The 25,764-nt window shown below is 72.2% G+C and carries 22 protein-coding genes and 2 tRNA genes; 9 read left to right on the top strand and 15 right to left on the bottom strand.

The features are described 5' to 3' along the window. Positions 1-126 precede the first annotated feature (126 nt). Positions 127-492: a thiamine-binding protein gene (locus DWV08_RS07295; RefSeq protein ID WP_115413189.1), complete on the top strand. Its 366-nt coding sequence runs from the start codon at positions 127-129 to the stop codon at positions 490-492. A gap of 24 nt (positions 493-516) precedes the next feature. Here the strand turns inward: DWV08_RS07295 and orn are convergent, their stop codons facing one another. Continuing rightward, positions 517-2,427, bottom strand: coding sequence for an oligoribonuclease (gene orn, locus DWV08_RS07290; protein ID WP_115413188.1), 1,911 nt, complete (start codon positions 2,425-2,427; stop codon positions 517-519). Between the two features lie 155 nt (positions 2,428-2,582). Between orn and DWV08_RS07285 the strand changes: the two genes are divergently transcribed. After that, positions 2,583-3,125 (top strand): acyl-CoA thioesterase, encoded by a 543-nt coding sequence (locus tag DWV08_RS07285; protein WP_206516768.1) that lies wholly within the window; start codon positions 2,583-2,585, stop codon positions 3,123-3,125. 89 nt (positions 3,126-3,214) lie between these two features. Then, positions 3,215-3,802: an OsmC family protein gene (locus tag DWV08_RS07280; RefSeq protein WP_115413186.1), complete on the top strand. Its 588-nt coding sequence runs from the start codon at positions 3,215-3,217 to the stop codon at positions 3,800-3,802. A 22-nt stretch (positions 3,803-3,824) separates the two neighbouring features. Here DWV08_RS07280 and DWV08_RS17050 read toward each other — a convergent pair whose 3' ends face one another. The 8 genes from DWV08_RS17050 to DWV08_RS07245 all read right to left on the bottom strand — a co-directional run bounded on the left by DWV08_RS17050 (position 3,825) and on the right by DWV08_RS07245 (position 9,297). Then, complete coding sequence (locus DWV08_RS17050; RefSeq protein ID WP_244923662.1) at positions 3,825-3,968, bottom strand: hypothetical protein; 144 nt, start codon at positions 3,966-3,968, stop codon at positions 3,825-3,827. 75 nt (positions 3,969-4,043) lie between these two features. Continuing rightward, positions 4,044-4,511: an alpha-L-fucosidase gene (locus DWV08_RS07275; protein WP_241237436.1), complete on the bottom strand. Its 468-nt coding sequence runs from the start codon at positions 4,509-4,511 to the stop codon at positions 4,044-4,046. A 19-nt stretch (positions 4,512-4,530) separates the two neighbouring features. After that, positions 4,531-4,782 carry a hypothetical protein gene (locus DWV08_RS07270; protein WP_115413185.1) on the bottom strand — a complete coding sequence of 84 codons (252 nt, stop codon included), beginning with the start codon at positions 4,780-4,782 and terminating at the stop codon, positions 4,531-4,533. A gap of 145 nt (positions 4,783-4,927) precedes the next feature. Further along, complete coding sequence (locus DWV08_RS07265) at positions 4,928-5,710, bottom strand: ABC transporter ATP-binding protein (protein ID WP_115413184.1); 783 nt, start codon at positions 5,708-5,710, stop codon at positions 4,928-4,930. Continuing rightward, positions 5,707-6,759 carry a FecCD family ABC transporter permease gene (locus DWV08_RS07260; RefSeq protein ID WP_115413183.1) on the bottom strand — a complete coding sequence of 351 codons (1,053 nt, stop codon included), beginning with the start codon at positions 6,757-6,759 and terminating at the stop codon, positions 5,707-5,709. The genes DWV08_RS07265 and DWV08_RS07260 overlap by 4 nt, the downstream gene beginning before the upstream one ends. Before the next feature lie 3 nt (positions 6,760-6,762). Further along, positions 6,763-7,839: a FecCD family ABC transporter permease gene (locus DWV08_RS07255; RefSeq protein ID WP_115413182.1), complete on the bottom strand. Its 1,077-nt coding sequence runs from the start codon at positions 7,837-7,839 to the stop codon at positions 6,763-6,765. A 7-nt stretch (positions 7,840-7,846) separates the two neighbouring features. Further along, entirely contained in the window at positions 7,847-8,803 is a 957-nt protein-coding gene (locus DWV08_RS07250) for an ABC transporter substrate-binding protein (protein WP_115413181.1), read from the bottom strand. A 421-nt stretch (positions 8,804-9,224) separates the two neighbouring features. Further along, a tRNA-Arg gene (locus tag DWV08_RS07245) sits at positions 9,225-9,297 on the bottom strand. Positions 9,298-10,175: 878 nt separating this feature from the next. Between DWV08_RS07245 and DWV08_RS07240 the strand changes: the two genes are divergently transcribed. Continuing rightward, positions 10,176-10,778, top strand: coding sequence for a hypothetical protein (locus tag DWV08_RS07240; RefSeq protein WP_127097510.1), 603 nt, complete (start codon positions 10,176-10,178; stop codon positions 10,776-10,778). A gap of 58 nt (positions 10,779-10,836) precedes the next feature. Here the strand turns inward: DWV08_RS07240 and DWV08_RS07235 are convergent, their stop codons facing one another. Together DWV08_RS07235 and DWV08_RS07230 are read right to left on the bottom strand one after the other, a co-directional pair. After that, positions 10,837-11,739, bottom strand: a complete 903-nt coding sequence (locus tag DWV08_RS07235; protein WP_115413179.1) for a DNA-formamidopyrimidine glycosylase family protein — start codon at positions 11,737-11,739, stop codon at positions 10,837-10,839. Beyond that, complete coding sequence (locus DWV08_RS07230) at positions 11,739-16,418, bottom strand: ATP-dependent helicase (RefSeq protein ID WP_115413178.1); 4,680 nt, start codon at positions 16,416-16,418, stop codon at positions 11,739-11,741. The genes DWV08_RS07235 and DWV08_RS07230 overlap by 1 nt, the downstream gene beginning before the upstream one ends. Positions 16,419-16,569: 151 nt before the next feature. Between DWV08_RS07230 and DWV08_RS07225 the strand changes: the two genes are divergently transcribed. After that, positions 16,570-17,199: a superoxide dismutase gene (locus tag DWV08_RS07225; RefSeq protein ID WP_115414945.1), complete on the top strand. Its 630-nt coding sequence runs from the start codon at positions 16,570-16,572 to the stop codon at positions 17,197-17,199. A 212-nt stretch (positions 17,200-17,411) separates the two neighbouring features. Further along, a complete protein-coding gene (locus DWV08_RS07220) occupies positions 17,412-17,948 on the top strand; it encodes a single-stranded DNA-binding protein (protein WP_115413177.1) in 537 nt (178 codons plus the stop codon). A gap of 12 nt (positions 17,949-17,960) precedes the next feature. On the opposite strand, the gene DWV08_RS07215 is transcribed toward DWV08_RS07220, so the two are convergent. Continuing rightward, on the bottom strand, positions 17,961-18,488 hold the full coding sequence (locus tag DWV08_RS07215; RefSeq protein WP_115413176.1) for a PPA1309 family protein: 528 nt from the start codon (positions 18,486-18,488) through the stop codon (positions 17,961-17,963). Between the two features lie 179 nt (positions 18,489-18,667). Here DWV08_RS07215 and DWV08_RS07210 point away from each other — a divergent pair, with 179 nt between their 5' ends. The 3 genes from DWV08_RS07210 (at position 18,668) to DWV08_RS07200 (ending at position 22,681) form a co-directional block, all read left to right on the top strand. Next, complete coding sequence (locus tag DWV08_RS07210) at positions 18,668-21,736, top strand: UPF0182 family membrane protein (RefSeq protein WP_115414944.1); 3,069 nt, start codon at positions 18,668-18,670, stop codon at positions 21,734-21,736. 173 nt (positions 21,737-21,909) lie between these two features. Continuing rightward, positions 21,910-21,983 (top strand) — tRNA-Met (locus DWV08_RS07205). 68 nt (positions 21,984-22,051) lie between these two features. Beyond that, positions 22,052-22,681, top strand: coding sequence for an SGNH/GDSL hydrolase family protein (locus DWV08_RS07200; protein WP_162801520.1), 630 nt, complete (start codon positions 22,052-22,054; stop codon positions 22,679-22,681). A gap of 20 nt (positions 22,682-22,701) precedes the next feature. Here the strand turns inward: DWV08_RS07200 and DWV08_RS07195 are convergent, their stop codons facing one another. From DWV08_RS07195 to hisN, 3 genes are all read right to left on the bottom strand, one after another. Beyond that, positions 22,702-23,556, bottom strand: a complete 855-nt coding sequence (locus DWV08_RS07195) for a C2 family cysteine protease (RefSeq protein ID WP_164740395.1) — start codon at positions 23,554-23,556, stop codon at positions 22,702-22,704. Between the two features lie 31 nt (positions 23,557-23,587). Further along, entirely contained in the window at positions 23,588-24,808 is a 1,221-nt protein-coding gene (locus DWV08_RS07190) for a pyrophosphate--fructose-6-phosphate 1-phosphotransferase (RefSeq protein ID WP_115413174.1), read from the bottom strand. A gap of 119 nt (positions 24,809-24,927) precedes the next feature. Next, positions 24,928-25,722: a histidinol-phosphatase gene (gene hisN / locus DWV08_RS07185; protein ID WP_115413173.1), complete on the bottom strand. Its 795-nt coding sequence runs from the start codon at positions 25,720-25,722 to the stop codon at positions 24,928-24,930. Positions 25,723-25,764: the final 42 nt, after the last annotated feature.

Below are 25,764 nucleotides of genomic sequence, written 5' to 3'. Positions count from 1 at the left end.
GTGCGGGCCGAAGCACCGCAACGAGAGACAAGCATACCTGCTCCCGCGCCCGATTCCGGCCGTCCGGGGCGGCTGCGGATGTGAGACGCATTGCATCGCGCCCACGGGTCGGCCCAGACTGGCGCCATGATCGTCGCCTTCTCCGTCCAGCCCACCGGTGAGCCCTCCGACCCGTCCCTCGCGCGCACCCTCGAGGAGGGGGCCGACGGCGCGAGCGTCCACGACGCGGTCGCCGCCGCCGTGCGCGTGGTGCGCGATTCCGGCCTGCCCGCCCGCACCTCGGCGATGTTCACCGAGATCGAGGGCGAGTGGGACGAGGTGATGGACGTGGTGCGCCGCGCCGCCGAGGAAGCGGGCCGCTACGGCTCGCGCCTCTCGCTGGTGCTCAAGGCGGACATCCGCCCCGGCCGCGAGGGCGAGCTCGACGGCAAGGTGCAGCGGATGGAGGCCGCCGTCGCGCGGCTCGACGGCCCCCGGTCCGGGGGCGACTGAGCCGCGCGGGGCGGACCGTCGGCCTCAGCCGCGCAGGTCGCGGTCCAGCAGGCCGTCCCGCAGCGCGGCGGCGAGCGTGGGCGTGACCGGCAGGCGCGGGATCAGCACGCACTGCAGCGCGTGGTACACGTCCGGCTTGCCCGGCCAGGTCACGCCCTGGGGCTCGTTGTCCGCGTCGAGCTCGTGGAACCAGGAGCCCTGCTCCGGGTCCAGCAGGTAGGTGGAGATGTACTCCCACCACTGCTCGTAGCGCTCGGCCCACACGCGCTCGCCCGTGACCTGATGCATCACCGCGGCGGCCCCCACGGCCTCGGCCGCGACCCAGTGCATCCGCTCGGCGGTGACGGGGGAGCCGTCCCAGTCCACGGTGTACACCCAGCCCGGGGCGCCGTCGGCCCCGAACGCGGCGGCGGATTTCTCCATCAGCGCGGTCGCGGCCTCGAGCATCCACTCGGGGGCCTCCCCGTCGGCGGCCAGCAGCGCGGCCCGGGCATGCAGCACCAGGCGCGCCCACTCGATCCAGTGCCCGATCGTGGCCCCGTAGGGGCGGAACGGATGGGCGGGCTGATCCCGGTTGTAGTCCAGCAGCGGCGTCCAGTCCACGTCGAAGTGCTCGGGCAGCGACCAGTCGTTCGCGCGCGCGAACTCGTCGATCGCGCGGGTGGCGATGCCCACGGCGCGGTCCAGCCAGCGACGCTCACCGGTGACGTCCGCTGCGGCGAGCAGCGCCTCCACGGTGTGCATGTTCGCGTTGATCCCGCGGTACTCCTCGCAGGTGGTGAACGTGCGGTCGAAGGTGTCCACACTCATCCCGGCGCTCTCGTCGAAGAACTTCTCCTCGAGCACCGCGAGCGCCTCGTCCAGCAGCTGCTTCGCGCCGGGCCGGCCGGCCGCGGTCGCGGAGGAGGCGGCGAGGACCACGAAGGCGTGGGCGTAGGCCTGCTTGGAATCGTCCACGGGCTTGCCGTCCGCCACGGAGGCGTACCAGCCGCCGTGCTCGTCGTCATGGAACACACCGCGCAGGGACGCGATGCCGTGGTCGGCGAAGCGGCCGTAGTCGGGCCGGCCCAGCAGATGGCCGAGCGCGAAGCTGTGCGTCATCCGGCAGGTGATCCACAGCTCGGAGGGGCGCGAGAGATCCGGGGCGCCGGTCTCGTCCAGCCAGGCGAAGCCGCCGTCCTCCCGCACCGACTCGGAGGCGAACAGCAGCAGCTCGTCGGCCTCGCCCGCCAGCCAGTCGCGGTGCGAGGCGCGCTCCAGCCACGGCAGGTGCGCGGCGGGCGCGGCGGGGGCCGCCGCCGCGACGGGCGCCTCCTCGCGCAGCTCGAGGCGCCGTGCCGCCTCCTGGGCCTGGGCGGTGGTGGGGCCGGGCTCGGAGATCATCAGCACCTCGCGGTAGTACTTGAGCTCCTGGATGGACTCGCGGATGTCCGCAAGGGCGCGGTGGCCGCCGTGCTTGGCGGGGATGTTGTAGTAGACGCGGGGGAACCAGCGCTTGGCCAGCTCCTTCAGGCTCGAGACGTCGATCGTGCGGTAGGAGAGCCACTGCGCGAACTCCGGCACGTCGCGGTCCAGGAACACGCGGTCGGTGCCCACGCTGTTGCCCGCCAGCGGCGCCTTGCCCGGCTCGGGGCAGTGCTGCGTCACATAGGCGAGGCACTGCGCCTGCGCGTCGGCGAGGGTGGTGCCGCCGTCGAGCTCCTCCAGCAGGCCGGAGACGGTGTGCATGTTCACCACGAAGGGATCCATGCCCTGGAGCGCCTCGGCCGGGGGCTTGATGACGACGTCCACGCCGTCCCCGAGGATGTTCAGATCGGCGTCGGTGACGAGGACGGCGATCTCGACGAGCGCGTCGCGCTGCTTGTCGAGGCCGGTCATCTCGCAGTCGACCCAGATGATGCGGTCATTGACGGAACGTGTGGAGCTGGAGGTCACCGCACCACACTAGCGCGGGCACGCGCGCCGTCGCGGCCCGTCGGGGCGGCGTGCAGCGGCCCCGAAGGCGGGTTACCCTTCAGTCACCTGGTCTGGGGCGTCTCCGGCGCCCGACGCCGAGCCGATGATGCCTCCGCAGGAGCCGCCCCGTGAACATGTACCTCCGTCTGCTGCTGTTCCTGCTGCGGGTGCGCGCGAAGAGCCGCCTCGGCATCTGGGACACCTCCCACGCGAGCTTCCGCGTGAACCTCGGCGACCTCGACGTGCAGCGCCACATGAACAACGGCCGCTACCTCTCGATCATGGATCTGGGCCGCATGGACCTGATGCTGCGCTCCGGCTTCTGGAAGAGGGTCACCGGTGCCGGCTGGTACCCGGTGGTGGCCGGCCAGAGCATCACCTACCGCCGCTCCCTCACGCTCGGCCAGCGCTTCGACGTCGCGACCCGTGTGCTCGGGCACGACGAGCGCTGGATCTACCTGGAGCAGGTGTTCCGTCGGGGGGAGACGGTCATCGCCGACGCCGTGGTGCGCGCCCGCTTCCTGCGCACCTCCGGCGGCTCCGTCGACGTCAGCGAGGTGCTGGAGCTGGTGGGGCCGATCCCCGAGGACCGCGTGCTGCCGGAGTGGGTGGCGCAGTGGAATCGGGAGTCCTCCGCCCACAGCCGCGCGCTGGCGGAGCAGGGGCGTGGGCGCTGAGGCCGACGCGCCGGCCCGCTTGCCTGCGCGGATGACGGCGCGTGACGGGCAGGCGTGACCGGAACGCGGGACCTCCCTACGGTGACGCCATGACGCTCACCGAGACCTCCCGCACCGACAGCACCTCCTTCGCCGACGACGCCGCCCTCGCCGACAGCGCCGCCTCCCGCGCCGACCGCCTCACCGCCGCGGGCACGGCCTGGAGCGAGCGGATCGACGCCCGCCGCGACTCCGCCCACCTCACCTACACCGTCACCGGCCGCGGCGTGGGCGCGGTCGCCACCGAGGTCCAGGCCGGACGCCACGAGTTCGCCGTGGACGAGCCCGCGGCGCTGGCCGGTGACGACCTCGCCGCCAGCCCCGTCGAGGTGGCCCTCGGCGCTCTCATCTCCTGCCAGGTCGTGGTCTACCGGCTCTACGCGCACGCGCTCGGCATCCGGCTCGACGACGTCGAGGTCACCGCTGAGGGAGACCTCGACGCGGCGCGCCTCTTCGGCAAGGACGAGTCCGTGCGGGCCGGGTTCGGGGACGTGCGCCTGCTCGTCCGCCTCATCGGCCCGGAGAGCGAGGAGCGCTACGGGGAGCTGCGCGCGGCCGTCGACGCCCACTGCCCCGTCCTGGACCTGTTCCAGAACCCGACCCCCGTGACCACCCGGGTCGAGGTCAGCGCCGGCTGACCGGGCGCGAGCCGCGCCCTGCTCACCGCGCCAGGAAGATCTCCAGGACGGGGACCCAGGGGTCGGGCCGCTGCACCGGAAGGGCGAACGTGACCGTGCCCGGTGCGAGCCCGCCCACGTGCGTGTTCCAGGCCCTCGCGGTCGGGTCGGTCTCCTCGAAGGGCACCTCCGAGGCATCGTTGAGAAGCTGCGCGTAGGCGATCTTCCCCGCGGCGTCGCGCAGATGGAGATGCTTCAGCGGTCAGGCCAGGAAGTGCACGTCGACGCGGTCCCCGCGCTGGGTCATCGCCGTGCCCGAGGGGGCGGACAGCGCGGTCGCGGGCCCGGCCCCGTGGATCGAGCGTCGGTGCAGATGCATCCAGCGACCGATCTCCACGAGGCGCAGCTCGTCCTCGCCCCGCAGTGTCCCGCGACCGTCGGGGCCGACGTTCAGCAGCAGGTTCCCGCCCTTCGCGACGGAGTCCACGAGCATGCTCAGCAGCATGGGGGTGCTCTTGACGTCGAGGTTGTCGCGGTCGTAGCCCCAGGCGCCGTTCATCGTCTGGCACGCCTCCCAGCGCACCGGTTCGCCCGCCTCGTCGGTCATCGGGGAATCGGGCTGGTACTGCTCGGGGGTGACCAGGTCCCCGGGGAAGGTGAAGTCGTAGAAGAGGTAGTCGATCTGCCCGTAGTCGGTCAGCAGCTCGCACAGGCCGCGAGCCCGGCGCACGTCCCGGCAGGGCGCGGCGTCAGCCCCGCATCGCGGCGCGCCGCCGGACCTCCTCGACGAGGCTGATCACCAGCAGGACCACCACGACGGTCAGCAGGATCCACTGCTCGTACACCACCGACAGCACTCCGGCGAGGCCGAGCGCGGAGAGGTAGACGATGTTCAGCACCCGGAGAGACACGCCCAGCAGGCGTGCGCCGAAGGACGTGCGGGTGAGGCGCAGCAGGAGCAGCAGCGCGATGGCGCCGAACGTGAGGACCTTCAGGATCATGGGGCGAGCTCCAGGTGGAGGGCGCGGAGCGGCGCAGGGCCGGTCCGGGAGGGCGGCTCCACGCTACCGGTGGTTCCTGGGGTGGGCACCGCGCGGGAGACCGCCCGAGCGGTCTCCCGCGCCTCGCCCGACGACGATCGTCGGCTCAGTGCCGCCACCGGGGCACCACCAGCGGGGTGCCCGACTCCGGATCGTGGACCACCCGCGCCTCCAGGGAGAACACCTCCGCCACCAGGTCCTCGGTGATGACCTCGCGCGGAGCGCCGGTGCGCACCACCTCGCCGTCCTTCATCGCGATGATGTGGTCGGCGTAGCGGGCGGCCTGGTTCAGGTCGTGCAGCACCGCGACCAGGGTCGTGCCGGTGTCGCGGTTGAGCGCGCGGCACAGGTCCAGCAGCTCGATCTGATGACTGAGGTCGAGGTAGGTGGTCGGCTCGTCCAGCAGCAGGATCGAGGTCTGCTGGGCGAGCGCCACCGCCATCCACACCCGCTGCCGCTGCCCGCCGGAGAGCTCGTCCACCAGGCGCCCGGACAGGTGGCGGATGCCGGTGGCCTCCATCGCCGCGATCACCGCCTGCTCGTCCTCCGGCGACCACGGGGAGAAGAGACGCTGGTGCGGGAAGCGGCCGCGCATGACGAGGTCCACCACGCGGATCCCGTCCGGGGCGACGGGGCCCTGCGGCAGCAGGCCGATCGAGCGGGCGAGGGACTTGGTGGGCATGCGGTGCAGCGCCTCCCCGTCCAGGAGCACGCGGCCGCTGCGCGGGGTGAGCAGCCGGGTGAGGCTCTTCAGCAGCGTGGACTTCCCGCACGCGTTGGGGCCCACGATGACGGTGAAGCGCTGGTCGGGGACGGCGACCGACACGTGCGGGCAGACGATGCGATCGGCGTAGCCGAGCGCGGCGTCGTCGACGAGGAGGCGGGTCATCGCGTCCTCCCTTCTCTGATCAGGAGCCACAGGAAGTAGACCCCGCCGATGGACACGGTGACGATGCCGACGGGCAGCGGGGAGTCGGGGTCGATCCGCTGGGCGATCACGTCGGCGAGGAGCAGCAGCAGCGCGCCGAGCGCGGCCGCGGGGCCGAGCGCCAGCCCGTCGGCCCGCACCAGTCGCCGGGCGATCTGCGGGGCGGCGAGCGCGATGAAGGAGACCGGCCCCACCGTCGCGGTCGACAGGGCGATCAGGCCGATGCCGACCACGATCGCGGCGATCTGCACCGCGCGGACGTTCTGACCGAGAGCGGTGGCGAAGGGGATGCCCACCTGCATCACCGTCATCGGCCGGGCCAGCAGAGCGGCGGCGACCAGGAACGCGATCGAGACCAGCACGGTGGGCACGACGAGGGGCCAGGACATGCCCGAGAGGTTCCCCGCGCCCCAGAGGCTCGCCATGATCGCGTCCTCCACGGTGGCGGTGAGCAGGATCCATACGTTCACCGAGGCGAGCATCGCGCTGACCCCGATGCCGACGATGATCAGCCGCACCCCGCGGACCGCGCCGCGCCGGGAGGCGAGTGCGAACACGATCGCCGCGGTGACGAGCCCGCCCACCAGGGCGCCGGTGATCACGGCCGTGGTGCCGCCGCCGAGCAGCAGCATCACGACGAGTGCACCGGTGTAGGAGCCGGTCTGGAAGCCGATCACGTCGGGGGAGCCCAGCGGGTTCGCGGTGAGGTTCTGGAAGAGGGCGCCGCTGATCGCGAGGCAGGCGCCGAGCAGCACGGCCATCACGATCCGCGGCGCGCGCCATTCGGCGACGATCATCGTCGTGTAGTCGTCGCCGCGGCCGACGAGGGCGGCGAGGCCCTCGGCGGCGGTGATGCCGGCGGCGCCGGAGAGGACCGCCCAGGCCGCCAGCAGCGTAGTCGCTGTCCAGAGCCCTGCGCACAGGGCGGTCGAACGGGCGTCGAGGAGCAGGAGCGGGCGTCCGGCGGGGCCGAGGCGCAGCATGGGGCGCCCGAGGTCGAGGGTCGTCATCGCTCAGGCCTCCGAGACACGGAATCGACGGACCATCCCGATCAGCACCGGCGCGCCGATGAAGGCGGTGACCACACCGACCGGGACCTCCCCGGCGGTGAGCACCCGGCCCAGGGAGTCGGCGAGGCCCAGCACGGTCGGGGCGATCAGCACGGAGCAGGCCATGATCCAGCCCTGGTGCGGGCCGACCACCATGCGGGCGAGGTGGGGAGCGAGCAGGCCGAGGAAGCCGATGGGGCCGGCCGCAGCCGTCGCGCCTCCCGCCAGCAGCGCGATCGCGACCAGGACCACGGCGCGCAGTCTCTGCGGGTGGGCGCCCATGGCGACGGCCGCGGCGTCGCCGAGGGAGAGGACGTCGAGCGCACGGACGCTCAGCGCTGCGATCCCGAGGCCCAGCAGGAGGAACGGCGCGATCTGGAGGGTCGCCTCGAGCGGCTGGGAGGCGGTGGTCCCGGCGGACCAGCCGCGCATCCGCTCGAGCACGTCGGAGCGGGTGAACAGCACGGCCGAGGAGAACCCGGACAGCACCGCCCCGAGGGCGACGCCCGCGAGCGTCATCCGGACGGGGTTGCCGCGGGCGGGCCCCGTGGTGCCGATCGCGAAGACCAGCACGGAGGTCACCATCGCCCCGGCGAATGACCACCACATGTACTGGGAGATGTCGGTCATCCCGAAGTACGCCAGTCCCGTCACCACCGCGAGGGAGGCGCCGGCGTTCACGCCGAGGATCCCGGGGTCGGTCATCGGATTGCGGGTGACGGCCTGCATCAGGCCCCCGGCCACGCCGAGCGCGGCACCGGCCAGCAGCACCAGCACGGTCCGGGGGATCCGGGAGAGCCAGACCAGCTGGGAGACCGGGTCGGCGGGATCGGGGTGGAGGGCGAAGCGCAGCACGTCGGCGGGCGGGATGGGCCGGGAGCCGACGAGCATGCTCGCGCCGAGCGCGATCAGGCACAGCAGCGCGAGGGGGATGAGCAGCAGGCGGCGCCGACGGAGGAAGGCCGGGCGGTGCCCGACCTTCTCCGTCCCGGCCGATGCGATGTCCCTCGTCGCGGCGGAGGTGAGCTGCGAGGAGACCATCGGGGGATCAGGCGACGTCGTCCGCGGACTGCACCAGGGCCGTGACCTCGGTGAGCCAGTCGGCGTAGGCGCGGGAGGTCATGGCGCCCTTGGAGCCCCAGCTGCCCAGCTGGTCGGCCTGGACCGCGGGCAGCTCCTCCCACAGGTCGGCCGTGAAGGAGTAGTGCTCGTCGTAGCCCTCGATGAGGATCACGTCCGCAGGATGGGAGGAGGCCTCCTCCCACGCGACCTGGCCCCAGGGGTTGCCCTCGGCGGGCCGCTCGCCGCCGACGATCGTGGCACCGGCCTCCTCCAGCAGGGCGGACTGCTGGAAGCCGACCGCGGTGTACAGCATCTCCTTGGTGGGACTGGCGAGCATGATCGAGAGGTCCTCGCCCTCGAGCGCGGAGCGCAGCTCCTCCTTCGCGGCCTCGAGGTCCGCGTCGGCCTGCGTCACGGCCTCGGAGCCGATGTCGCCGCCGAGGAAGCCCGCGATGTCGCGGGTCGCGTCGATCTCCTCGTCCACGGTCTCCCCCTCCGGCAGCGGGATGAAGGGGGCGACGCGCGTGAGCTGCGCGTTCACGGATTCGTCGAACCATGACCAGCCCTCGGCGCCGCCCTGGCCGATGATCGCGTCGGGGCGCAGCGCGGCGAGCTCCTCGACATCGATCTCGCCGTCCTGCCCGATCCGCTCGATGCCGCTGATGTCGATGTCGCCCATCACGAACGGGTTCTCGCAGTCGAAGCCGAACAGGGCGTCCGGCTCGACCCCGTACTCGTGCAGGGAGCTGTAGGCGTAGCAGTCCATGACCAGCACGTCTGGCTGCTCCTCGAAGGGGATCTCGAGGTCGGAGAGGGTGGGGTGGGTGAACGTCACGGCGGCGGCGGTGCTCTGCTCGGCGGCGGTGTCGGCGCCGCCGGAGGAGCAGGCGGCGAGGGCGAGCACGGTGGCGGCGAGGAGGGAGGGGAGGAGTCGGGTTCTCACAGGGGGACCATTTCGTCAGGACGGCAGGAACCAGGGAAGGTTAGCATCACCTCAGTAAGGTGAGCCAAACCTTCCCCGGCGCAGGCGGAGGGGGCGTCCCGGGGGTGCTCGATCCGTGCGGCCATCGCCTGTGTGCAGCGGCACTGCCGTCGCTGTGGTGGACAGGGTCGCCCCCGGTCGCGACCGTGTGGCTCGCGATCCGTCGATCCGGGTGAACGATCGCCCTGTCGCTGTGCGTGACTGCGAGGACGGGGGTGATGCCCTCGTCGCGCGGCGAGGTGCGCTCGCCGACACCGCCGTGCCCGCACTCCTCGCCGTGGTGACCGGGGCGCCTGCCCGTGCTTCGGACGGCGGGGGCTCGCGGCGCGTTCCGCCTCCGTGTCCACGGGCGTCGGGGTGGCTGGCGGCACGGGCGGACGAGCGCCCCCAGCAGGACTCGAACCTGCAACCTACGGATTAGAAGGCCGTTGCTCTATCCATTGAGCTATGGAGGCTGACGGTCGAGCAGTCTACCGAGGCTTAGGGGTGCTCAGAGTCGGGATGTCCGCGGAGCGCGGATCTCGCCACGGATGCTCGTCCTGTCGGCGTCGCGGTTGGGCGCTCACGTCTCGGCGTTCTCCGGTCGGGGCTCGGCGAGCTTGCTGTACTCGTCCAGGACGGTTCCCTCCGTTGTGCCGTCCTGTCGAGGGTTGGGCGACTAGTCTGAGGTCCAGGACTCGGCAGGTGGATGTTAGGGGGAGACGTGTTTGCATAGTCGATTAAAAGTGTACTGAGGCTTTTACTTATCGCCATGGTTGCGATCGGGCTCGCGGTTGGCGTGACGCCGGCGGTCCATGCGGCACCAATAACGTGCAAACCAACTAGTGTCCCAGTCGATCAATTGGACAAAAATCCCTCGGAAGCGGTCAAGATTCCGAGCGTCGAGCCGCAATGTGCAGGATATGGCATCCCGGGGCGGCTCGTGTCTGGGTCCGGTGGCGTAAAACTATCTGCATTTCCGGTAAAAACCAAGACGGGCTATCGCGAGAATCGGGGGCAGGCGTGGTCTATTGATAAGGATACTGCCGGGCATGGGGGGGGCGTGCTTGGAAGTTGAAGAACCCCAAGGGGTCACGGGTGGCGTCGCTCTATTCTGATGGACGCATCGCAAAGATCGACTGAAGGTGGAGAGAACAGTATGTTTTTCGAGGTTCAGTCGGGCTGGGAGCCATGGCCGATCTGCCCGGGTAGCACTGGCATCTTGTCACCGGGTGCCGTGGTCCTTGCTGGGTACGGTGACGGTGAACTGAAGGTCCTCATGCGGCGGTGGGTGGGGGATCGTTCTCAGTGGTTGTCGAGATGGCCGTCGGAGGAATCGGATCCGGAATCCCAGATGCCGACGGTGTTCTTTACTGACGGAAGTGATGCGAGGAATGCACGATTGCTTTTCGAGCAGCGCGGTCTCGAGGGAGAGGATCATCTGCTGTCGACCGTCGATCTCCGCACCGGGGATGCACCACGGTTCCTCCAGGAACTGCCTGACGGGCCCGAGGGATCAGTCATCGAGGCGATGACATCGGTGGTGGCGAAGGCTTGGTCGGCATCAGCGTCCGACGTCCTTCCGGACGATGAGGTGGTGGCTCTGCCGGGTCCGCAGCTCTCTGGAGTCCACGAGGACCTCGCGCAGCGGTCCTGGCACCTCGCTCACGAGGGGAGGGCCCTCCGTGCTCTGGAAGCGCCCCCGATCCGTGACGTCGACGGTGAGGTGGTGCGCGCCCGTCGAGCCTGGCTGATCGATGGGGGACTCCCGCTGTCCTCCCCGGGGCTCGTCATCTGGGGCGACGGCGACGTGCGGCTCTGGCGTAGCGGTGAGCAGCCTCTGCTCGATCGTCCCGTCCTTCAACAACAGCTCCGGCCGGCGGAGGAGCTCCTCATGGAGCACTTCGACCATGAGACGGTGCCACTGAGGGGCTCCGACGGCGACGCGAACACCTGATCCGTCGCGCAAGAACTGGTCGCGCCGTGCTCGTCTTCGTGGACCACGGAAGCGCCGATTACCTGTGTCTCCGACGTCCGGTCGCAGGCGGGGCTCCAGGCCCTGCCTGGCACCAGGGACAGAACCACAGTACCCGCGCCTCGGTCCCCTCGAGGCGGGGCTCGGCGAGTTCGCCGCGCTCGATCCGGGTGCGGCAGCGGCGGCACTGCTTCCCGCCGCGGCCGTACACCCACAGGTCCCCGTCCCGGCCGAGCATGCCGCCGGTGGTGACCCGCACCGCCCGGTCACGGTTCAGCACCAGCAGTCGACGGGCGAGGTCCACGAGCACGCCCGGGTCCTTCTCCGCGGAGGTCGGCGCGGCGGGATGGAGCCGGCGCAGGAAGCACAGCTCGCTGCGGTAGATGTTCCCGATCCCGGCGAGCACGTGCTGATCCAGCAGGGCGAGCCCGAGCGGCCGCGCCGGTTCCGCGGTGAGGTTCGTGATCGCCCGCTCGCGCAGGGAGGGATCCTCCTCCCAGGCGGGATCCAGCAGGTCCGGGCCGAGGCTCCCCAGCAGCTGCTCCTCATCGGCGGTGCGGAGCACGCGCACCTGCTTCACGTCGTAGGCGGCCGCCCGCACCTGGCGCCCGTCTGCGTGCGTGGCCTCGAGCAGGATGCGGAGCGTATCGGGGGAGCGGGGCCCGGCGCTCGTGTCGCTCGAGCGCAGCGCCTTCCCGTCCACGTGCCAGATCCCGTCCATCATGAGGTGGCTGTGCAGGGTCAGCGGCGGGGGACCTGGCGCGGGCGGGGTGAGGCGGAGCAGGAGATGCTTGCCGCGCGGACGCACCTCCGAGACCGTCCAGCCCACGAGGTCCGCGGTGGCCTCGCGCGGCACCCGCAGGTCGCAGGCGGTGAGCACGGCGCCGGCGAGCGCCTCGTCGAGGATCCGGCACTGCCGGGCGACGGTGTCGCCCTCGGGCATCAGCGCTCACCCGCCCGCAGCCGCAGGGAGCGCGGGGAGCGGTAGCACCCGGCCGCCTCGAGCGCGGCGGTGACCGCGGCGACGGGCTCGCCGTCGATCCCGTGTCCGACGATGCGCTCGATCCGCAGCTGCGGCAGGCGGGAGTCCTCCGCGATCGCGCGGACCAGCTGCGCGGCGACCTCTTCCGTCGCTCCCTCGTCCGCCCACCACAGCAGGTGCTTGCCGCCCTTGTCGACGTACGCCTGGACGTGTCCGTCCATGAGCAGCACCAGGGCGCCGGCGCGTCGGGCCGGGCGCACGCTCGTGCCCTCCGGGGGCGTGATCGGCAGCGCGGGCCAGGGCAGCGCGGCGCCATAGGGGTTCGCGGGGTCGGTCGCCGCGAGCGCCACGGCGGTCCCGTCGCCGGATCGCCCGGTGCCGGCGCCGTCCGCGCCGCCGGCCTCCCGGGCGGCCTCGGCCTCCCTATCCCGGTCACGGAGCAGGTCCACCGCCTCGGCGGGAGCGAACTGGGAGGCGCCGAGCCCGTCGACGAAGTAGCCGCGGCGGCAGGCGCCGTTCTCCTCGAGGACGGACAGCACCCGGTACACGCCCGCGAAGCCGCCGGGGATGTCCTCCACGTCCATCGCACCGCGGGTGACCACGCCGTGGCGGTCCAGGAGCAGGGTCGCGAGCGCTGCCGAGCGGGCGGCGGGATCGACCGACTCGACGCGGACCGCGGACCAGCGACCCGCGCCGACGGGCCCGGTCACCAGCTCCGAGGGGCTGCTCGCCCCCTGGCGCATCATGGCCGCGGAGAGCCGGGCCGCGCCGCGCCGGCCGAGGGTGCGGGAACGACCCGGGGTGCGCGTCGCGGGGGACTTCGCGGGGCCGCGGCCGTAGCTGCGCAGCGCCTCGAAGGAGTCGTTCGTGACCAGGCCCGTGAAGGCGAGGTCCCACAGCGCCTCGTGCAGGTCCTGCGGGCGGGCGGCCTCCCCGGAGTCGGCGAGGGCGGTGAGGATCTCGCCGTGCCGCAGCGCGCCCGGGGTGGTGCGCAGCAGCTCCAGGATCCGCGCGGCGAGGGAGCCGTCCTGGAGCGAGGAGGCGGCAGCCTCGAGCACTTCCGCGTCCAGCCCCAGCGGGAGGGCATCGGCGAGGTGGAGTCGGATCCAGCCGTCGTCGGCGCCGAGCCGGCCATGCCCCGTCCACACCAGCTCCCCGGAGGCGAAGGCGGCGTCCAGGACCGCCGGTGTCATCTCCGGCAGCCGGGCCGGCAGCACCTGGGACTCCCAGGCCGTCAGCGGCAGCGACACCCCGGCGAGCTGGTCCACGACCGAGAGCAGGCCCTCGTGTCCCGACCAGGTCCCGCGCTCGCGACGACCGTCCTCCCGCCGGCCCACCAGGTGCTGCCACTGTCCGAGGAAGCGCGCGTAGACGGGTCCGCCGACCGGCGCGATCTCGCGGCGGGAGGCGGCCAGGCTCGCGCGCCGGATCCGCCGCAGCACCTCGGTGTCCACCCACTCCTCGCCCTCGCGGCCCGGGGTGAACTCGCCCTGGGTGAGGACCCGTTCGGCGGTGAGCTGCTCGAGCGTGCCGCGCGCCACGGAGGGGGCGAGGCCGAACGCGGCCTGCGGGGCGTCGGCGGCGAAGGGGCCGCGGCCGCGGGCCCAGCGCGAGAGGAGCTGGGCGACGGCGCGGTCGACGGGGGCGAGATGGGCGGCGGGGATCCCGGGCGGCAGCGCGGTGCCGAGCGCGTCGCGCAGCAGGCCGGCGTCCTCGACCGCCGCCAGGTGCTCGGTGCCGGCGATCCGCACCCGGAGCACGCGTCGTGCGTCCTCGAGCGCGGCGAGCGCCGCGTCGAGGTCGAGGCCGTCCGCGGCGCGCTCGGCGAGCTGATCCGTGGTGAGCGGGCCCAGGCGGCGCAGCGCGTCGGCGATCTGCTCGGCGCCGCGCAGCGCCCGCTCCTCGGTGAGGCCCTGCAGCCGCTGCTCGACCTCGGCGATCACCTCCACGTCCAGCAGCTCGCGCAGGCTCACCGTGCCCAGCAGCTCGGCCAGCAGCGACTGGTCGAGCGCCAGCGCGGCCGTGCGCCGCTCCGCGAGCGGGGCGTCGGTGTCGTAGAGGAACTGCGCCATGTAGCCCAGCAGCAGGGAGCGTGCGAAGGGGGAGGGCTCGGCGGTCTCGACCTCCCGCACCTGCACCCGCCGCCGGCCGATGCCGGTCATGAGGTCCACCAGCGCGGGCAGGTCGTAGACGTCCTGGAGGCATTCGCGGGCAGCCTCGAGCATGATCGGGAAGTCCGGATGCGGGCGGGCCACCTCGAGGAGATGCGCGGAGCGCTGGCGCTGCTGCCACAGCGGCGCGCGCCGGTTCGGGTCCCGGCGCGGCAGCAGCAGGGCCCGGGCCGCGCACTCCCGGAACCGGGCCGCGAACAGGGCGGAGGAGCCGACGAGCCGCCGCACCTCCTCCTCGATCTCCTCCGGGGTGAACACGAACAGGTCCGCGCCGGGCGGCTGCTCGCCGTGGGGGATGCGCAGCACGATCCCGTCGTCGGCCGCCATCACCTGACCGTCCAGGCCGTACCGCTCCTCGACCCTCGCGCCGACCGCGAGCGCCCAGGGAGCCGTGATCCGCTGCCCGGCGGCGCAGTGCAGCACCACCCGCCAGTCCCCGAGCTCGTCGCGGAACCGTTCGACGACCAGCTGGTCGGGGGCGGGGACCGTTCCCGTGACCCGCTGCTGCTCGGCGAGATGGTCCAGCAGCACGGTGCGGGCGTTCGCGTCCAGGCCCAGCCCGTCCAGCTGCTGCTCCGCCTCGGCGCGGGGGAGGGCGGCGAGGTCGGCCTGGGCGGCGGCGATCGCGCGGCCCAGGCTCGCCGGGCGGCCGTCGCCGTCGCCGTGCCAGAAGGGGATCCGTCCGGTGAGGCCGACGGCAGGGGAGACGGTGACGCGGGAGGCGCTGATCTCCTCGATCCGCCAGCTGCTGGTGCCCAGCGTGATCACGTCCCCGCGCCGGGACTCGTAGACCATCTCCTCATCCAGCTCGCCCACGCGCCGCGGCTGGGTGTCTCCCTCCGCGGCGACCAGGTGCACCGGGTACAGGCCCCGGTCGGGGATCGTGCCGCCGCTGGTGACCGCCAGGCGCTGCGCGCCGGGCCGGGCGCTCAGCGTGCCCGTCTCCCGATCGTGCACCAGGCGCGGGCGCAGCTCGGAGAAGTCGGTCGACGGGTAGCGGCCGGCGAGCAGGTCGATCGTCTGATCGAAGGCGGAGCGGGGCAGCGCCCGATAGGGATGCGCGGTGCGGACCAGATCGAACCAGGCATCGACCTGCAGATCCTCCATCGCCGCGGCGGAGACTGTGTGCTGGGCGAGAACGTCCAGAGCATTGCGCGGCACCGTGAGCGGCTCGATCCTCCCGGCGACCGCCTCCTGCACCGCGACCGCGGAGCGCAGCACGTCCGCGGCGTGCAGCGGATGCAGGGACCCCTCCGACACGGCGCCCACGTCGTGCCCCGCACGACCCACCCGCTGCAGCAGGCTCGAGACCGACATCGGCGCGGCCACCTGCAGCACGAGGTCCACCGCGCCCATGTCGATGCCGAGCTCGAGGGAGCTGGTCGCGACCACGCAGCGCAGCGTGCCCGATTTCAGCTGGTCCTCGATCCCGGCCCGCACCTCCTTGGACATCGAGCCGTGGTGGGCACGGGCGATGTCCTCGATCTCGCCCGGCTGCTCCGCCGCGCCCTCCGTGCCGGCGGCCGTCTCCGCGGCGACGCGGCGGGCATGGAGCCGGTTGAGCTTCCCGGTGAGCCGTTCTGCCTGGCTGCGCGAGTTCGTGAACACGATCGTGGAGCGGTGGGCGAGGACCTCGGCGAGCACGGCGCGTTCCACATGCGGCCAGATCGTCCCGGAGACGTCCTCGTCGTCCACCGCATCGGCGGGCGGCTCGATCGTCCGCAGATCCGGGACGGGCAGCGAGACGCGCAGGTCCCAGCTCTTCGTGGAGGGCGGGCGCACGACGCTCACGCCGCGCTGACGGCCCGTGCCGGTGAGGAAGGCGGCCACCTCGTCCACCGGTTCGACCGTCGCCGAGAGCCCGATGCGCTGCGCCGGGGCGGCCGTGAGCGCGTCCAGGCGCGCCAGGGACAGCGCCAGGTGCACGCCCCGCTTGGAGCCGGCCACGGCGTGCACCTCGTCGAGGATCACCGTCTCCACGTCGCGCAGCGTCTCCCGCGCCTGCGAGGTGAGCATCAGGAACAGCGACTCGGGAGTGGTGATGAGGATGTCCGGCGGACGGGCCGCCAGGCGGCGCCGCTCGGCCGCCGGGGTGTCGCCCGTGCGCACCCCGACGCTGAGCCCCCGCCGCTCCTCTCCCAGCCGCTCCGCGGTGCGGGCCGTGCCCACCAGCGGAGAGGTCAGGTTCCGCTCCACGTCCACCCCCAGCGCCTTCAGCGGCGAGATGTACAGCACCCGCGTGCCCGGGCTCTCCGGCGCCGGCGCACCAGCCGATCGGTCGATCGCGAGGAGGAAGGCGGCGAGGGTCTTGCCGGAGCCGGTGGGGGCGACCACCAGGGTGTCGTCCCCGCGCTCGATCGCCTCCCATGCCGCGGACTGCGCCGGGGTGGGCGCGGCGAAGGACTCCGCGAACCACGTCGCCGTGGCGGCGGAGAAGCTGGACGGCAATGCCGGGGGCGGCGGGACCATCGCACCATTGTGGACCGCGGGGCCGACGCCCCGCGCAGCCCGGTCCACCAGGTGCCGCCCCCTGCCACCTCCCACGTCATCGTGGCAGGATGGAGAGCACGGCGGCTCCCGCAGAGCGGAGCCCGCTCACCACGACGAAGGGATGATCCACATGGCGGAGTACACGCTTCCTGATCTCGACTACGACTACGGTGCGCTGGCGCCCTCGATCTCGGGCAAGATCATGGAGCTGCATCACTCCAAGCATCACGCCACCTACGTCAAGGGCGCGAACACGGCGCTGGAGAAGCTGGCGGCGGCGCGCGAGGCCGGGGACTTCGGCACGATCAACCAGTTCTCGAAGGATCTGGCGTTCAACCTGGGTGGTCACACGAACCACTCGATCTTCTGGAAGAACCTCTCGCCGGAGGGTGGGGACAAGCCCACCGGTGAGCTGGCCGCGGCGATCGATGAGTTCTTCGGCTCGTTCGACTCCTTCCGTGCGCACTTCACGGCGGCGGCGCTGGGGATCCAGGGCTCGGGCTGGGCGGTGCTGGCCTATGAGCCGATCGGGGGGAACCTGGTGATCGAGCAGTTCTACGATCAGCAGAACGGTGTGCCGGTGGCGACGATCCCGCTGTTCCAGCTGGACATGTGGGAGCACGCCTTCTACCTCGACTACCAGAACGTGAAGGCGGATTACGTCACGGCGATCTGGGACATCGTGAACTGGGCCGATGTGCAGGCGCGCTTCACCGCGGCGCGCTCGTCCGCCTCGGGCCTGGTGGTCCCGCAGGCCTGATCCCGCAGGCCTGAGCCTGTTCTCGACGGCCGGTCCCTCCGTGGTGAGGGGCCGGCCGTTCGTCTGCGCGCGGCGACCTCTCCTCCCCAGGAGCGCCTCGTCCACAGGATCGGGCGGTGGCTGGCCGGTGCACGGCGCGGCCACGACGCTGGTGGGCATCGGCAGGGCGCCGATGCCGGGGCCAGTCCCGGCCCGTCAGGAAGGACACCGCCATGCGGGATATCCAGACCAGCATCATGGGGAACGCGACCGCCGACCCCACCGCGCACCGGCAGGAGGACGGCTCCGTCACCGCGAAGCTGCGGATCGCCGTCACCGGGCGCTACTACAACACCACTCTGCAGGAGTACGCCGATCGGAAGACGGAGTTCGTGACGGTCTTCGTGCGCCGGCAGCTGGCCCGCTACGTGCTGCTCTCCGTGCGCAAGGGGCAGCCGCTGATCGTCACCGGCCGGCTGAGCACCTCGGAGTGGACGGGCAGCGACGGCGCGCCGCGCCACTCGCTGAACGTCCAGGCCGAGGCCGTCGGTCACGACCTCACCTACGGCACCGCCATGTTCCAGCGGCCGCAGCGCAGCGATACCGTCCCGGACATCGACCCCTACACCGGCGAGGTGGTGGACCTCGACGCCGTCGGTGCGGGCGGCGCGGGCTCGGCCCCGTCCACGGGTGGGGAGCCGCTCAGCGGCGCGGCCTCGGCGGACGAGCCCGCCACGGTCGAGGAGGACCTCACCCCGGCGCCGTTCTGACCGCCCGCAGGGTCAGTCCGCGGGCCGGAGGGTCTCCAGCAGGGCGGAGGAGATGTCGGGCAGCAGCGCGGCGCCGAGGACGTAGCCGTCCTCGCCGCCGCGATGCACCGCGGACCAGGTGGTGCCATCGGCGAGCGCCGCGACCACCACCCGCAGCGACCGACCCTCGGGGAGGGCGCCGGCGCCGGTCTCGGTGCGGACGCTCCAGGCGGTGGCCGGCAGGTCGCAGGCGAGCGCGCCGCCCGCGGCGAGATCCGGCCACTGCACCGTCTCGAGAGCGGCGAGAGGATCGGCCGCGGGCCCGGTGCCGTCCTCGAGGTCGATCGGGGTGAGGTGCAGGGGGTCCTGCGCGCCGCTCTCCTCCGCGCCCAGCAGCGCGGCCAGAGAGGGCGAGGCGTCCAGCAGCTCGGCGCTTCGCGCGAGGGCGAAGAGGCGCGGGGCGGGGACGGGGGAGCCCTCCACGTGGCGTGCCACCTCGAGCACGGCGGCCGCCAGAGCCGCGGTGGGGGCGTCGAGGGGGTCCGGGGCCGGAGTCGTCATCGGATCGAGAGGTCCCTTACAGGTTCGGCCTGACAGAATGGGGTGACCGCCGCGACACGCGGCGGCTCCACACTGTACCCGGAGCCTGCTCCCCGCTCCGCGCCGCCGCCGGCGGGGGAGGAGCTCCGACCCCGAGGCACCCGAGGTTATCTGTGAGTTTCTCCGCCCCGTTCGGCGACATGCCGCGGCCGCGACCACGTCCCGCTCCTGACGCGAGCCCGAGCGAGTCCAGAAAGGTCTCCCCGCTGGCGATCACGGTGGGAGTCCTCGCCGTGCTCGTGATCGGGCTCGTCGTCGCCTCGGAGGTGTGGACCAAGTACCTGTGGATGGACCAGCTCGAGTACACGGACGTGCTCACCACCCGCTGGGGCACGCAGGTGGTGCTCTTCCTGGGCGGATTGGTGCTGTTCGCCGTCCCGCTGTTCCTCAGCCTGCGCCTGGCGTACACCAAGCGTCCCGTGTACCCGCCCGTCACCCGTGAGCAGGAGGCGCTGGAGCAGTTCCGCGCCGCCGTGGACCCGCTGCGGCGAGGTCTCACCTACGGGGCGCCGGTGGTGATCGGCGCCTTTGGCGGGCTCGCGCTCTCGCGCCGCTGGCAGGACGTGCAGCTGTTCCTCCACCCGCAGGAGTTCGGGCAGACGGACCCGATCTTCGGCAACGACATCTCCTTCTATGTCTTCACCCTGCCGCTGATCGACATGGTGATCTCGTTCGGGCAGTTCGTGCTGCTGGTCGCGATCGTCGGCGCGATCATCGGCCACTTCATCTACGGCGGTGTGAGCTGGGGCCAGGAGAGCGGCCTCGAAGTGGTGCGCGCCGCACGGCGCCACCTGGGCGTGCTCGCCGCGATCTACGTGGTGCTGCTGGGCGCCGGGCACTGGTTCCAGCGCTACGACCTGCTCACCGCGGCCCACCCCCGGTTCGAGGGCGCCTCCTACGCGGACGTGAACGCCATCCTGCCCGCGCAGACGATCCTCGCGATCGCCTCGCTCGCGGTCGCGGCGCTGTTCGTGGTGTGGATCTTCCGCTCCGACTGGCGGATCCCCGCGATCGGCGCCGGGCTGATGATCCTGTCCACCCTGGTGGTCGGGAACCTCTACCCGTGGGCGGTCCAGCAGTTCCAGGTCCAGCCCAACGAGCGCGCCCTGGAGCAGGAGTACATCCAGCACAACATCGACGCCACCCGCGCCGCGTTCAACCTCGACACGATCGAGGAGGTGCCCTACACCGCCAGCACCGATGCGGAGCCCGGCGCGCTGCGCGCCGATGCCTCCACCACCGCGCAGATCCGCCTGATGGATCCCAACATCATCGCGCCCACCTTCGAGCAGCGCGAGGCGAACCGCCGCTACTGGGGCTTCGACGAGCCGCTGAGCGTGGACCGCTACGAGATCGACGGCGAGCTGCAGGACACCGTGATCGGCGTGCGCGAGCTGCGACCGGACACCTTCGGCCTCGCGGACCGCTCCTGGGTGGACCAGCACATCATCTACACCCACGGCTACGGCACCGCGGCCGCTTACGGCAATCGCCGCAACGCGGACGGCGAGCCGAGCTTCCTGCAGTCCGGCGTGCCCGGGCAGGGTGCCTTCGGCGAGTACGAGGAGCGCGTCTACTTCGGCCGCTACTCCCCGAACTACTCGATCGTGGGCGCTCCGGAGGGCAGCGAGCCCGAGGAGTTCGACTACCAGCGCGGCGGCGCCGACGAGGAGGAGGGCGGCGAGCAGGTCTACAACACCTTCACCGGCGACGGCGGCCCCTCCGTGGGCGGCTTCGTGAACCAGCTGCTCTACGCGATCAAGTTCCGCGACCCGAACATCGTGATCTCCGGCTACCTCAACGAGGAGTCGCAGATCCTCTACGACCGCGACCCGCAGCAGCGTGTGCGGGAGGTGGCCCCGTTCCTGTCGCTGGATTCCCAGATGTACCCGGCCGTGGTGGACGGCGAGCTGGTGTGGGTGGTCGACGGCTACACCACCACCACCGAGTACCCCTACGCGCAGTCGGTGGACCTCGACACGACGGTCAACGACTCGCAGACCAATCCCAACGACACCGCGGCGAACCGGGAGCGCTCGGCCAACTACATGCGCAACTCGGTCAAGGCGACCGTGAACGCCTTCGACGGGTCGGTGACGCTGTACACCTGGGACACCGAGGACCCGATCCTGCAGGCCTGGTCGGAGGTGTTCCCGGACGCGCTGCGCCCGCCCTCGGAGATCAGCGGCGAGCTCATGTCCCACCTCCGCTACCCCTCGGACTTCTTCAAGGCGCAGCGGGAGATCCTCTCGACCTATCACGTCTCGGTCGCGGACGACTTCTACACCCAGCAGGACTTCTGGCAGGTCCCGCCGGATCCGACGGTCGCCGCCCCGCAGAACCCGGACGGCTCCACGGGCGAGCAGGATCCGCAGCCGCCGATGTACCTGACCATGCAGATGCCCGGCGATGAGTCGCCGCGGTTCATGCTCTCCTCGAGCTTCATCCCCTCCGAGGGGCAGAACGTGCTCACCGGCTACCTCGCCGTGGACTCCGAGACGGGCTCCGAGAGCGGCAACCCGGCCGAGAGCTTCGGGGACATGTCGCTGCTGGTGCTGCCGGCCTCGAACCCGGTGAACGGCCCCGGCCAGGTGCAGGCGACCTTCAACGCGGAGCCGAACGTCTCCCAGGCGCTGAACCTCCTGCAGTCCGGCAACTCCGAGGTGATCAACGGCAACCTGCTCACCCTGCCGGTGGGCGGCGGGCTGCTGTACGTGCAGCCCGTGTACCTGCAGTCCTCCGCCTCGGGCGGCGGCACCCAGTACCCGCTGCTGCAGATGGTGCTGGTCTCCTTCGGCGACCGGATCGGGTTCGCGCCCACGCTCGACGAGGCCCTCGACCTGGTCTTCGGCGGCGACTCCGGCGCGAGCGCCGGCGATGCCGAGGTCACCGACTCCGATGCCCCCTCCGGCACGGCCGACACCGAGACCGGCGAGGGCACGGTCGAGGAGGACGGCGGGGACGAGGGCTCCGGCGACGGCGGCCAGGCGACGACCGGGGACGGCACCGCCCAGGAGCGGCTCGACGCCGCGCTGGCCGACATGGACGCGGCGGTCGCCGACGCGGAGGCCGCCATGGCCGAGGGCGACTGGACCGCCTACGGCGAGGCGCAGGACCGGATCGCCGATGCGCTGAACCGGGCCCTCGCCGCCAACGAGGAGCTCGGCGGAGGCGCGCTCGGCTCTCCCTCGGACGGCGGGGAGGGCTGACCGGGCCCGAGCACCCCTTCCCGGCTGCGCCCGGCCGGCACCGTGATACCTCGGTGCCGGCCGGGCGCAGTCACGTCCAGGCAGGTGAACGACCCGTGAACGTGTCATGGCACACGTTGAGGGGCCTCTGGTTGGACGCGCGCCGAGGGGAGCCGTAGAGTTACTGATGTCGCCGCGGGGTGGAGCAGTTCGGTAGCTCGCCGGGCTCATAACCCGGAGGTCGTAGGTTCAAATCCTGCCCCCGCTACGAAGAGGAAGGCCCGGCCGGTGGAAACACCGGCCGGGCCTTCCGGCATGTCTGGCACGATGTCGCTCATGACTGCACCCTCCACCCCCGCGCCCCGCACGCTCCTGTTCATCGGCGACTCCATCACCGATGCCGGCCGCCGCGAGGACCCCGACGAGCTGGGCCACGGCTACGTGCGGCTGCTCGCCGAGCACGCCGCCGCCCACGAGCCCACCGCCACCGTGCTCAACCGCGGCATCAGCGGCGACAAGGCGGCGGACCTGGTGGCCCGGTTCGACGCCGACTGCCTCGCGCACCGTCCCGACGTGGTCACCCTGTATGTGGGCGTGAACGACTCCTGGCACCGCTTCACCCGCGGGGAGCACGTGCGCGACGACGACTTCGAGCGCGACTACCGCGACCTGCTGGACCGGCTCGCCCGGACGGTGCCCGGCGCGAGCGTGGTGCTGATGCTGCCGTTCGTCGCGGACGTCGACGCGGAGGCCGCACGGATCCACGAGGACCTCGACGGCAAGGCGACGATCATCCGGCGGCTCGCGGCCGAGCACGGCCACGCGCTCGTGGACCTCGAGCAGGTGCTCGCCACCGCCCTCGCCGCCGGCCACACCCCGCGCACGATCGCGGAGGACGGCGTGCACCCCACCCTGGCCGGGCACCGGCTCCTCGCCGACGCCTGGCTGGACGCCGCGGGCCGCTGACGCGCCGGTGGGCGCTCCGGTCACCGCAGCGGTGCGGTGACGTCCACCGAGAGCACGCCGCGCCGGAACCGGCGGGCGTCGAGCACCAGCACCGCGTCCGGGCGCCACGGATTGCGCAGATGCACATGCCCGCTGCGGGCGTCGGCGCCGACGACGGCGAACACATGGTTGCGGGGCAGGGGACCGGCGGCGCCGGGCACCAGGGAGCTCAGCGGATGGGTGGAGGCCGTGAGCGCGCGGCCCTCGGCCTGCCAGGCCAGGATCTGCCCGGCGCTCGGCAGTGCCAGGCGGGTGCGCACCCGCTCGCCCAGCAGCAGCTCGAAGCCGAAGCGCGCCAGCCCCCGCTGCAGGAATCGGTAGTCCCCGGCCACGTGGCCGGCGATCGCCTTCTCCAGCACGCCCGCCCAGCCGGGATTCGCGCCGTGGCGCCGGGCGTAGCAGAACCCGCCTCCCGTCTCGACGGGCAGGCGACGGTCCACCCGCAGCGGCCGATCCATCCCCGGCAGCTGCACGGCCACGATCCCGCCGGGCTCCTCGCGGAGCAGGGCCCGCAGCCGCTCCGGCGCGGTCTCGTGGAGGGCCAGCATCGGCGCCATCAGCCAGCAGTCCCCGAGCCGGCCCTGGCGGGGCCGCAGCAGCCGCGCGGGGGCCAGCGGGCCGCGATCCTCCCGCAGCGCGGTCCCGTGCGGGCCGGGGGAGAGGTGGAGCAGGCCGTCGCCGTCCCCACCCGTCCTGTCGATCCCGCCCGCCCCGCCCTCGGCACGGTCGGCTGCGTCGCCGTCGGCCCCGGAACGCGCGGCGCGCGCCCGCCCGATGAGGGCGAGCGCGCGCAGGGTGCGGCGCCAGGTGCGCACGCGCGGGCGGGTGCGGCTCATCGCCCCGCCCGCCCGGTGGTGGTCACCGGGCTCAGTGCCCCTCGGCGGGGACGATGCTCTGTCCGGTGCGCTCCATGACCTTCGCGAACCACGGCTGGGTGATGTCGAAGGCCTTGTGGCCGGCGACCCGCTCGAACTCGACGGCGCGCAGCACGTCCCCGCGCTCCTCGTCGTGGCCGATGAGGCCCGAGCCGCCCTCGAGGGCCACCTGCACGGCGTAGTCCGTCATCGACTTGATCAGGCGGATGTCCTCCGGGTTCGCCTTGGCGGAGCGGGAGAAGTAGCCGGACTTCTGCACCATCACCTTCTCCGCGCCCAGCTTCTCCGCGAACTGCTTCGCGAACCACTGGCCGGGGTTGATGGTGTCGATCTTGACGTGGCCGAAGGGGTCCTTCTCCGGCTCCTCGCCGCGGGCCTGCATCTCGGCGACGATCTCGGGGATGCCGGCGCCCTCGGAGAGGAAGATGTTCACGCAGCCCGCCTCGTCCATCACGGTGCGCAGGCGCGCCGCCTCTGCCTCGATGTCGAGCTTCAGCTCCGGCAGGAACACGGCGTGCACGTCCCAGCGCTCCGGCGTGTGGCCGATGCCGGGCAGCCACTCCTGCTGCGCGTGCCAGTCCTGGTAGTACTCGGCGGCCTGCGCGGTGAGGTAGCCGCAGGCGCGGCCCATGATCTCGTGGATGATGAGCATCTTCGGGTTCGAGCCGTGCTCTGCCAGCACGTTCTGGGCGAAGACGCTGGTCTGCTCCGCGGCGGACTTCGCGCCCAGGGACTGACGGATCGGCACGATGTCGTTGTCGATCGTCTTGGGCAGGCCCACCACCTGCAGCTCGTGGCCGTTCTCGTGGAGGTACTTCGCGAGGTCCGCGGCGGTGGTGTTGGTGTCGTCGCCGCCGATGGTGTGCAGCACGTCCACACCGTCGTCCTTCAGCTTGTTCGCGGCGACCTCCAGGGCGTTCTCGCCCTCGGCGATCAGGCCGCGCTGGACGAGGTCCTTCGTGTTGGTGAGCTTCACGCGGGAGTTGCCGATGGGGGAGCCGCCGTAGTTGTGCAGCAGGCCGGCCTTCTCACGGACGTCCGCGTCCACCACGAACTTCTCGCCGGAGAGCAGGCCCCAGTAGCCGTGCTTGTAGGCGATGATCTCGACGTCCGGCACCAGCTCGGTGTAGCGCTCGATGAGGCCGCCGACGGCGGAGGACAGGCACGGGGCATAGCCACCGGCGGTGAGGAGGGCGACGCGCTTGACGGTCATGGAGAGGGGGTCCCTTCACGGTTCGGGGTCACGACGGATCGAGTCTACCGATCCCGCCCTGACGGTCCCCTGCGCGGTCCTCGGGCTGGACACCCGTGACGGCGGGACGCCCGGCGGGTTCAGTCCCCGGAGAGCGCGAGCGCCTCGAGGATCTGCTCGTGTAGGCGACCGTTGGTGGCGACCGCGCTGCCGCCGAAGGGGCCGTCCTCGCCGTCCAGCGAGGTGAAGCGGCCCCCGGCCTCGGTGACGATGGGGACCAGCGCGACCATGTCGTGCAGCGCCAGCTCGGGCTCGCACGCCGCATCCACCGCGCCCTCGGCCACCAGCATGTAGGACCAGAAGTCGCCGTAGGCGCGGGTGCGCCAGAAGCGCTGCATGAGGTTGAGCATCTGCGGCAGCCGCTCGTGCTCGGCCCAGCCGTGCAGCGAGGAGTAGGAGAGCGAGGCCTCCTCGAGCGAGTCCACCGACGAGACCTGCAGCCGGGAGGCGCTGTTGATCCGCGAACCGGTCCAGGCCCCGGCCTCCTCGCCGCCCCACCAGCGCCGCCCCAGCGACGGCGCGGAGACCAGGCCCACCACGGGCCGGCCCTCCTCGATGAGACCGATCAGCGTGCCCCACACCGGCACGCCGCGCACGAAGTTGCTGGTGCCGTCGATCGGATCGATCACCCACTGCCGCGGCGAGGCGCCGGTGGAGCCGAACTCCTCCCCGATCACCTGGTCGCGGGAACGGGACCGGGCCAGCTGCGAGCGCACCAGCTGCTCGGCGGCACGGTCGGCGTCGGTGACCTCGGTGAGATCGGGCTTCGTGGAGACCTCGAGATCCTGCGCCTTGAAGCGCGACATCGTGAGCTGGTCCACGGCATCGGCGAGCACGTGGGCCAGGCGCAGGTCATCAGCGAATCGAGAGGACATGGGGCCCACAGTACGGGGCGGGACGGGTCGGGACCGTCAGCG

This window comes from Brachybacterium saurashtrense (genome assembly GCF_003355475.1).
Taxonomy (GTDB): Bacteria; Actinomycetota; Actinomycetes; order Actinomycetales; family Dermabacteraceae; genus Brachybacterium; species Brachybacterium saurashtrense.
This window is presented reverse-complemented; position numbering and strand designations above follow the sequence as displayed.

Excerpts from the sequence above, each read along its gene's own strand:
- DWV08_RS07295 (WP_115413189.1), top strand. The coding sequence starts at position 127 with ATGATCGTCGCCTTCTCCGTCCAGCCCACCGGTGAGCCCTCCGACCCG.
- DWV08_RS07285 (WP_206516768.1), top strand. The coding sequence starts at position 2,583 with ATGTACCTCCGTCTGCTGCTGTTCCTGCTGCGGGTGCGCGCGAAGAGC.
- DWV08_RS07280 (WP_115413186.1), top strand. The coding sequence starts at position 3,215 with ATGACGCTCACCGAGACCTCCCGCACCGACAGCACCTCCTTCGCCGAC.
- DWV08_RS07270 (WP_115413185.1), bottom strand. The coding sequence starts at position 4,782 with ATGATCCTGAAGGTCCTCACGTTCGGCGCCATCGCGCTGCTGCTCCTG.
- DWV08_RS07265 (WP_115413184.1), bottom strand. The coding sequence starts at position 5,710 with ATGACCCGCCTCCTCGTCGACGACGCCGCGCTCGGCTACGCCGATCGC.
- DWV08_RS07260 (WP_115413183.1), bottom strand. The coding sequence starts at position 6,759 with ATGACGACCCTCGACCTCGGGCGCCCCATGCTGCGCCTCGGCCCCGCC.
- DWV08_RS07255 (WP_115413182.1), bottom strand. The coding sequence starts at position 7,839 with ATGGTCTCCTCGCAGCTCACCTCCGCCGCGACGAGGGACATCGCATCG.
- DWV08_RS07240 (WP_127097510.1), top strand. The coding sequence starts at position 10,176 with ATGCCGACGGTGTTCTTTACTGACGGAAGTGATGCGAGGAATGCACGA.
- DWV08_RS07235 (WP_115413179.1), bottom strand. The coding sequence starts at position 11,739 with ATGCCCGAGGGCGACACCGTCGCCCGGCAGTGCCGGATCCTCGACGAG.
- DWV08_RS07230 (WP_115413178.1), bottom strand. The coding sequence starts at position 16,418 with ATGGTCCCGCCGCCCCCGGCATTGCCGTCCAGCTTCTCCGCCGCCACG.
- DWV08_RS07225 (WP_115414945.1), top strand. The coding sequence starts at position 16,570 with ATGGCGGAGTACACGCTTCCTGATCTCGACTACGACTACGGTGCGCTG.
- DWV08_RS07220 (WP_115413177.1), top strand. The coding sequence starts at position 17,412 with ATGCGGGATATCCAGACCAGCATCATGGGGAACGCGACCGCCGACCCC.
- DWV08_RS07215 (WP_115413176.1), bottom strand. The coding sequence starts at position 18,488 with ATGACGACTCCGGCCCCGGACCCCCTCGACGCCCCCACCGCGGCTCTG.
- DWV08_RS07210 (WP_115414944.1), top strand. The coding sequence starts at position 18,668 with ATGCCGCGGCCGCGACCACGTCCCGCTCCTGACGCGAGCCCGAGCGAG.
- DWV08_RS07200 (WP_162801520.1), top strand. The coding sequence starts at position 22,052 with ATGACTGCACCCTCCACCCCCGCGCCCCGCACGCTCCTGTTCATCGGC.
- DWV08_RS07195 (WP_164740395.1), bottom strand. The coding sequence starts at position 23,556 with ATGAGCCGCACCCGCCCGCGCGTGCGCACCTGGCGCCGCACCCTGCGC.
- DWV08_RS07190 (WP_115413174.1), bottom strand. The coding sequence starts at position 24,808 with ATGACCGTCAAGCGCGTCGCCCTCCTCACCGCCGGTGGCTATGCCCCG.
- hisN (WP_115413173.1), bottom strand. The coding sequence starts at position 25,722 with ATGTCCTCTCGATTCGCTGATGACCTGCGCCTGGCCCACGTGCTCGCC.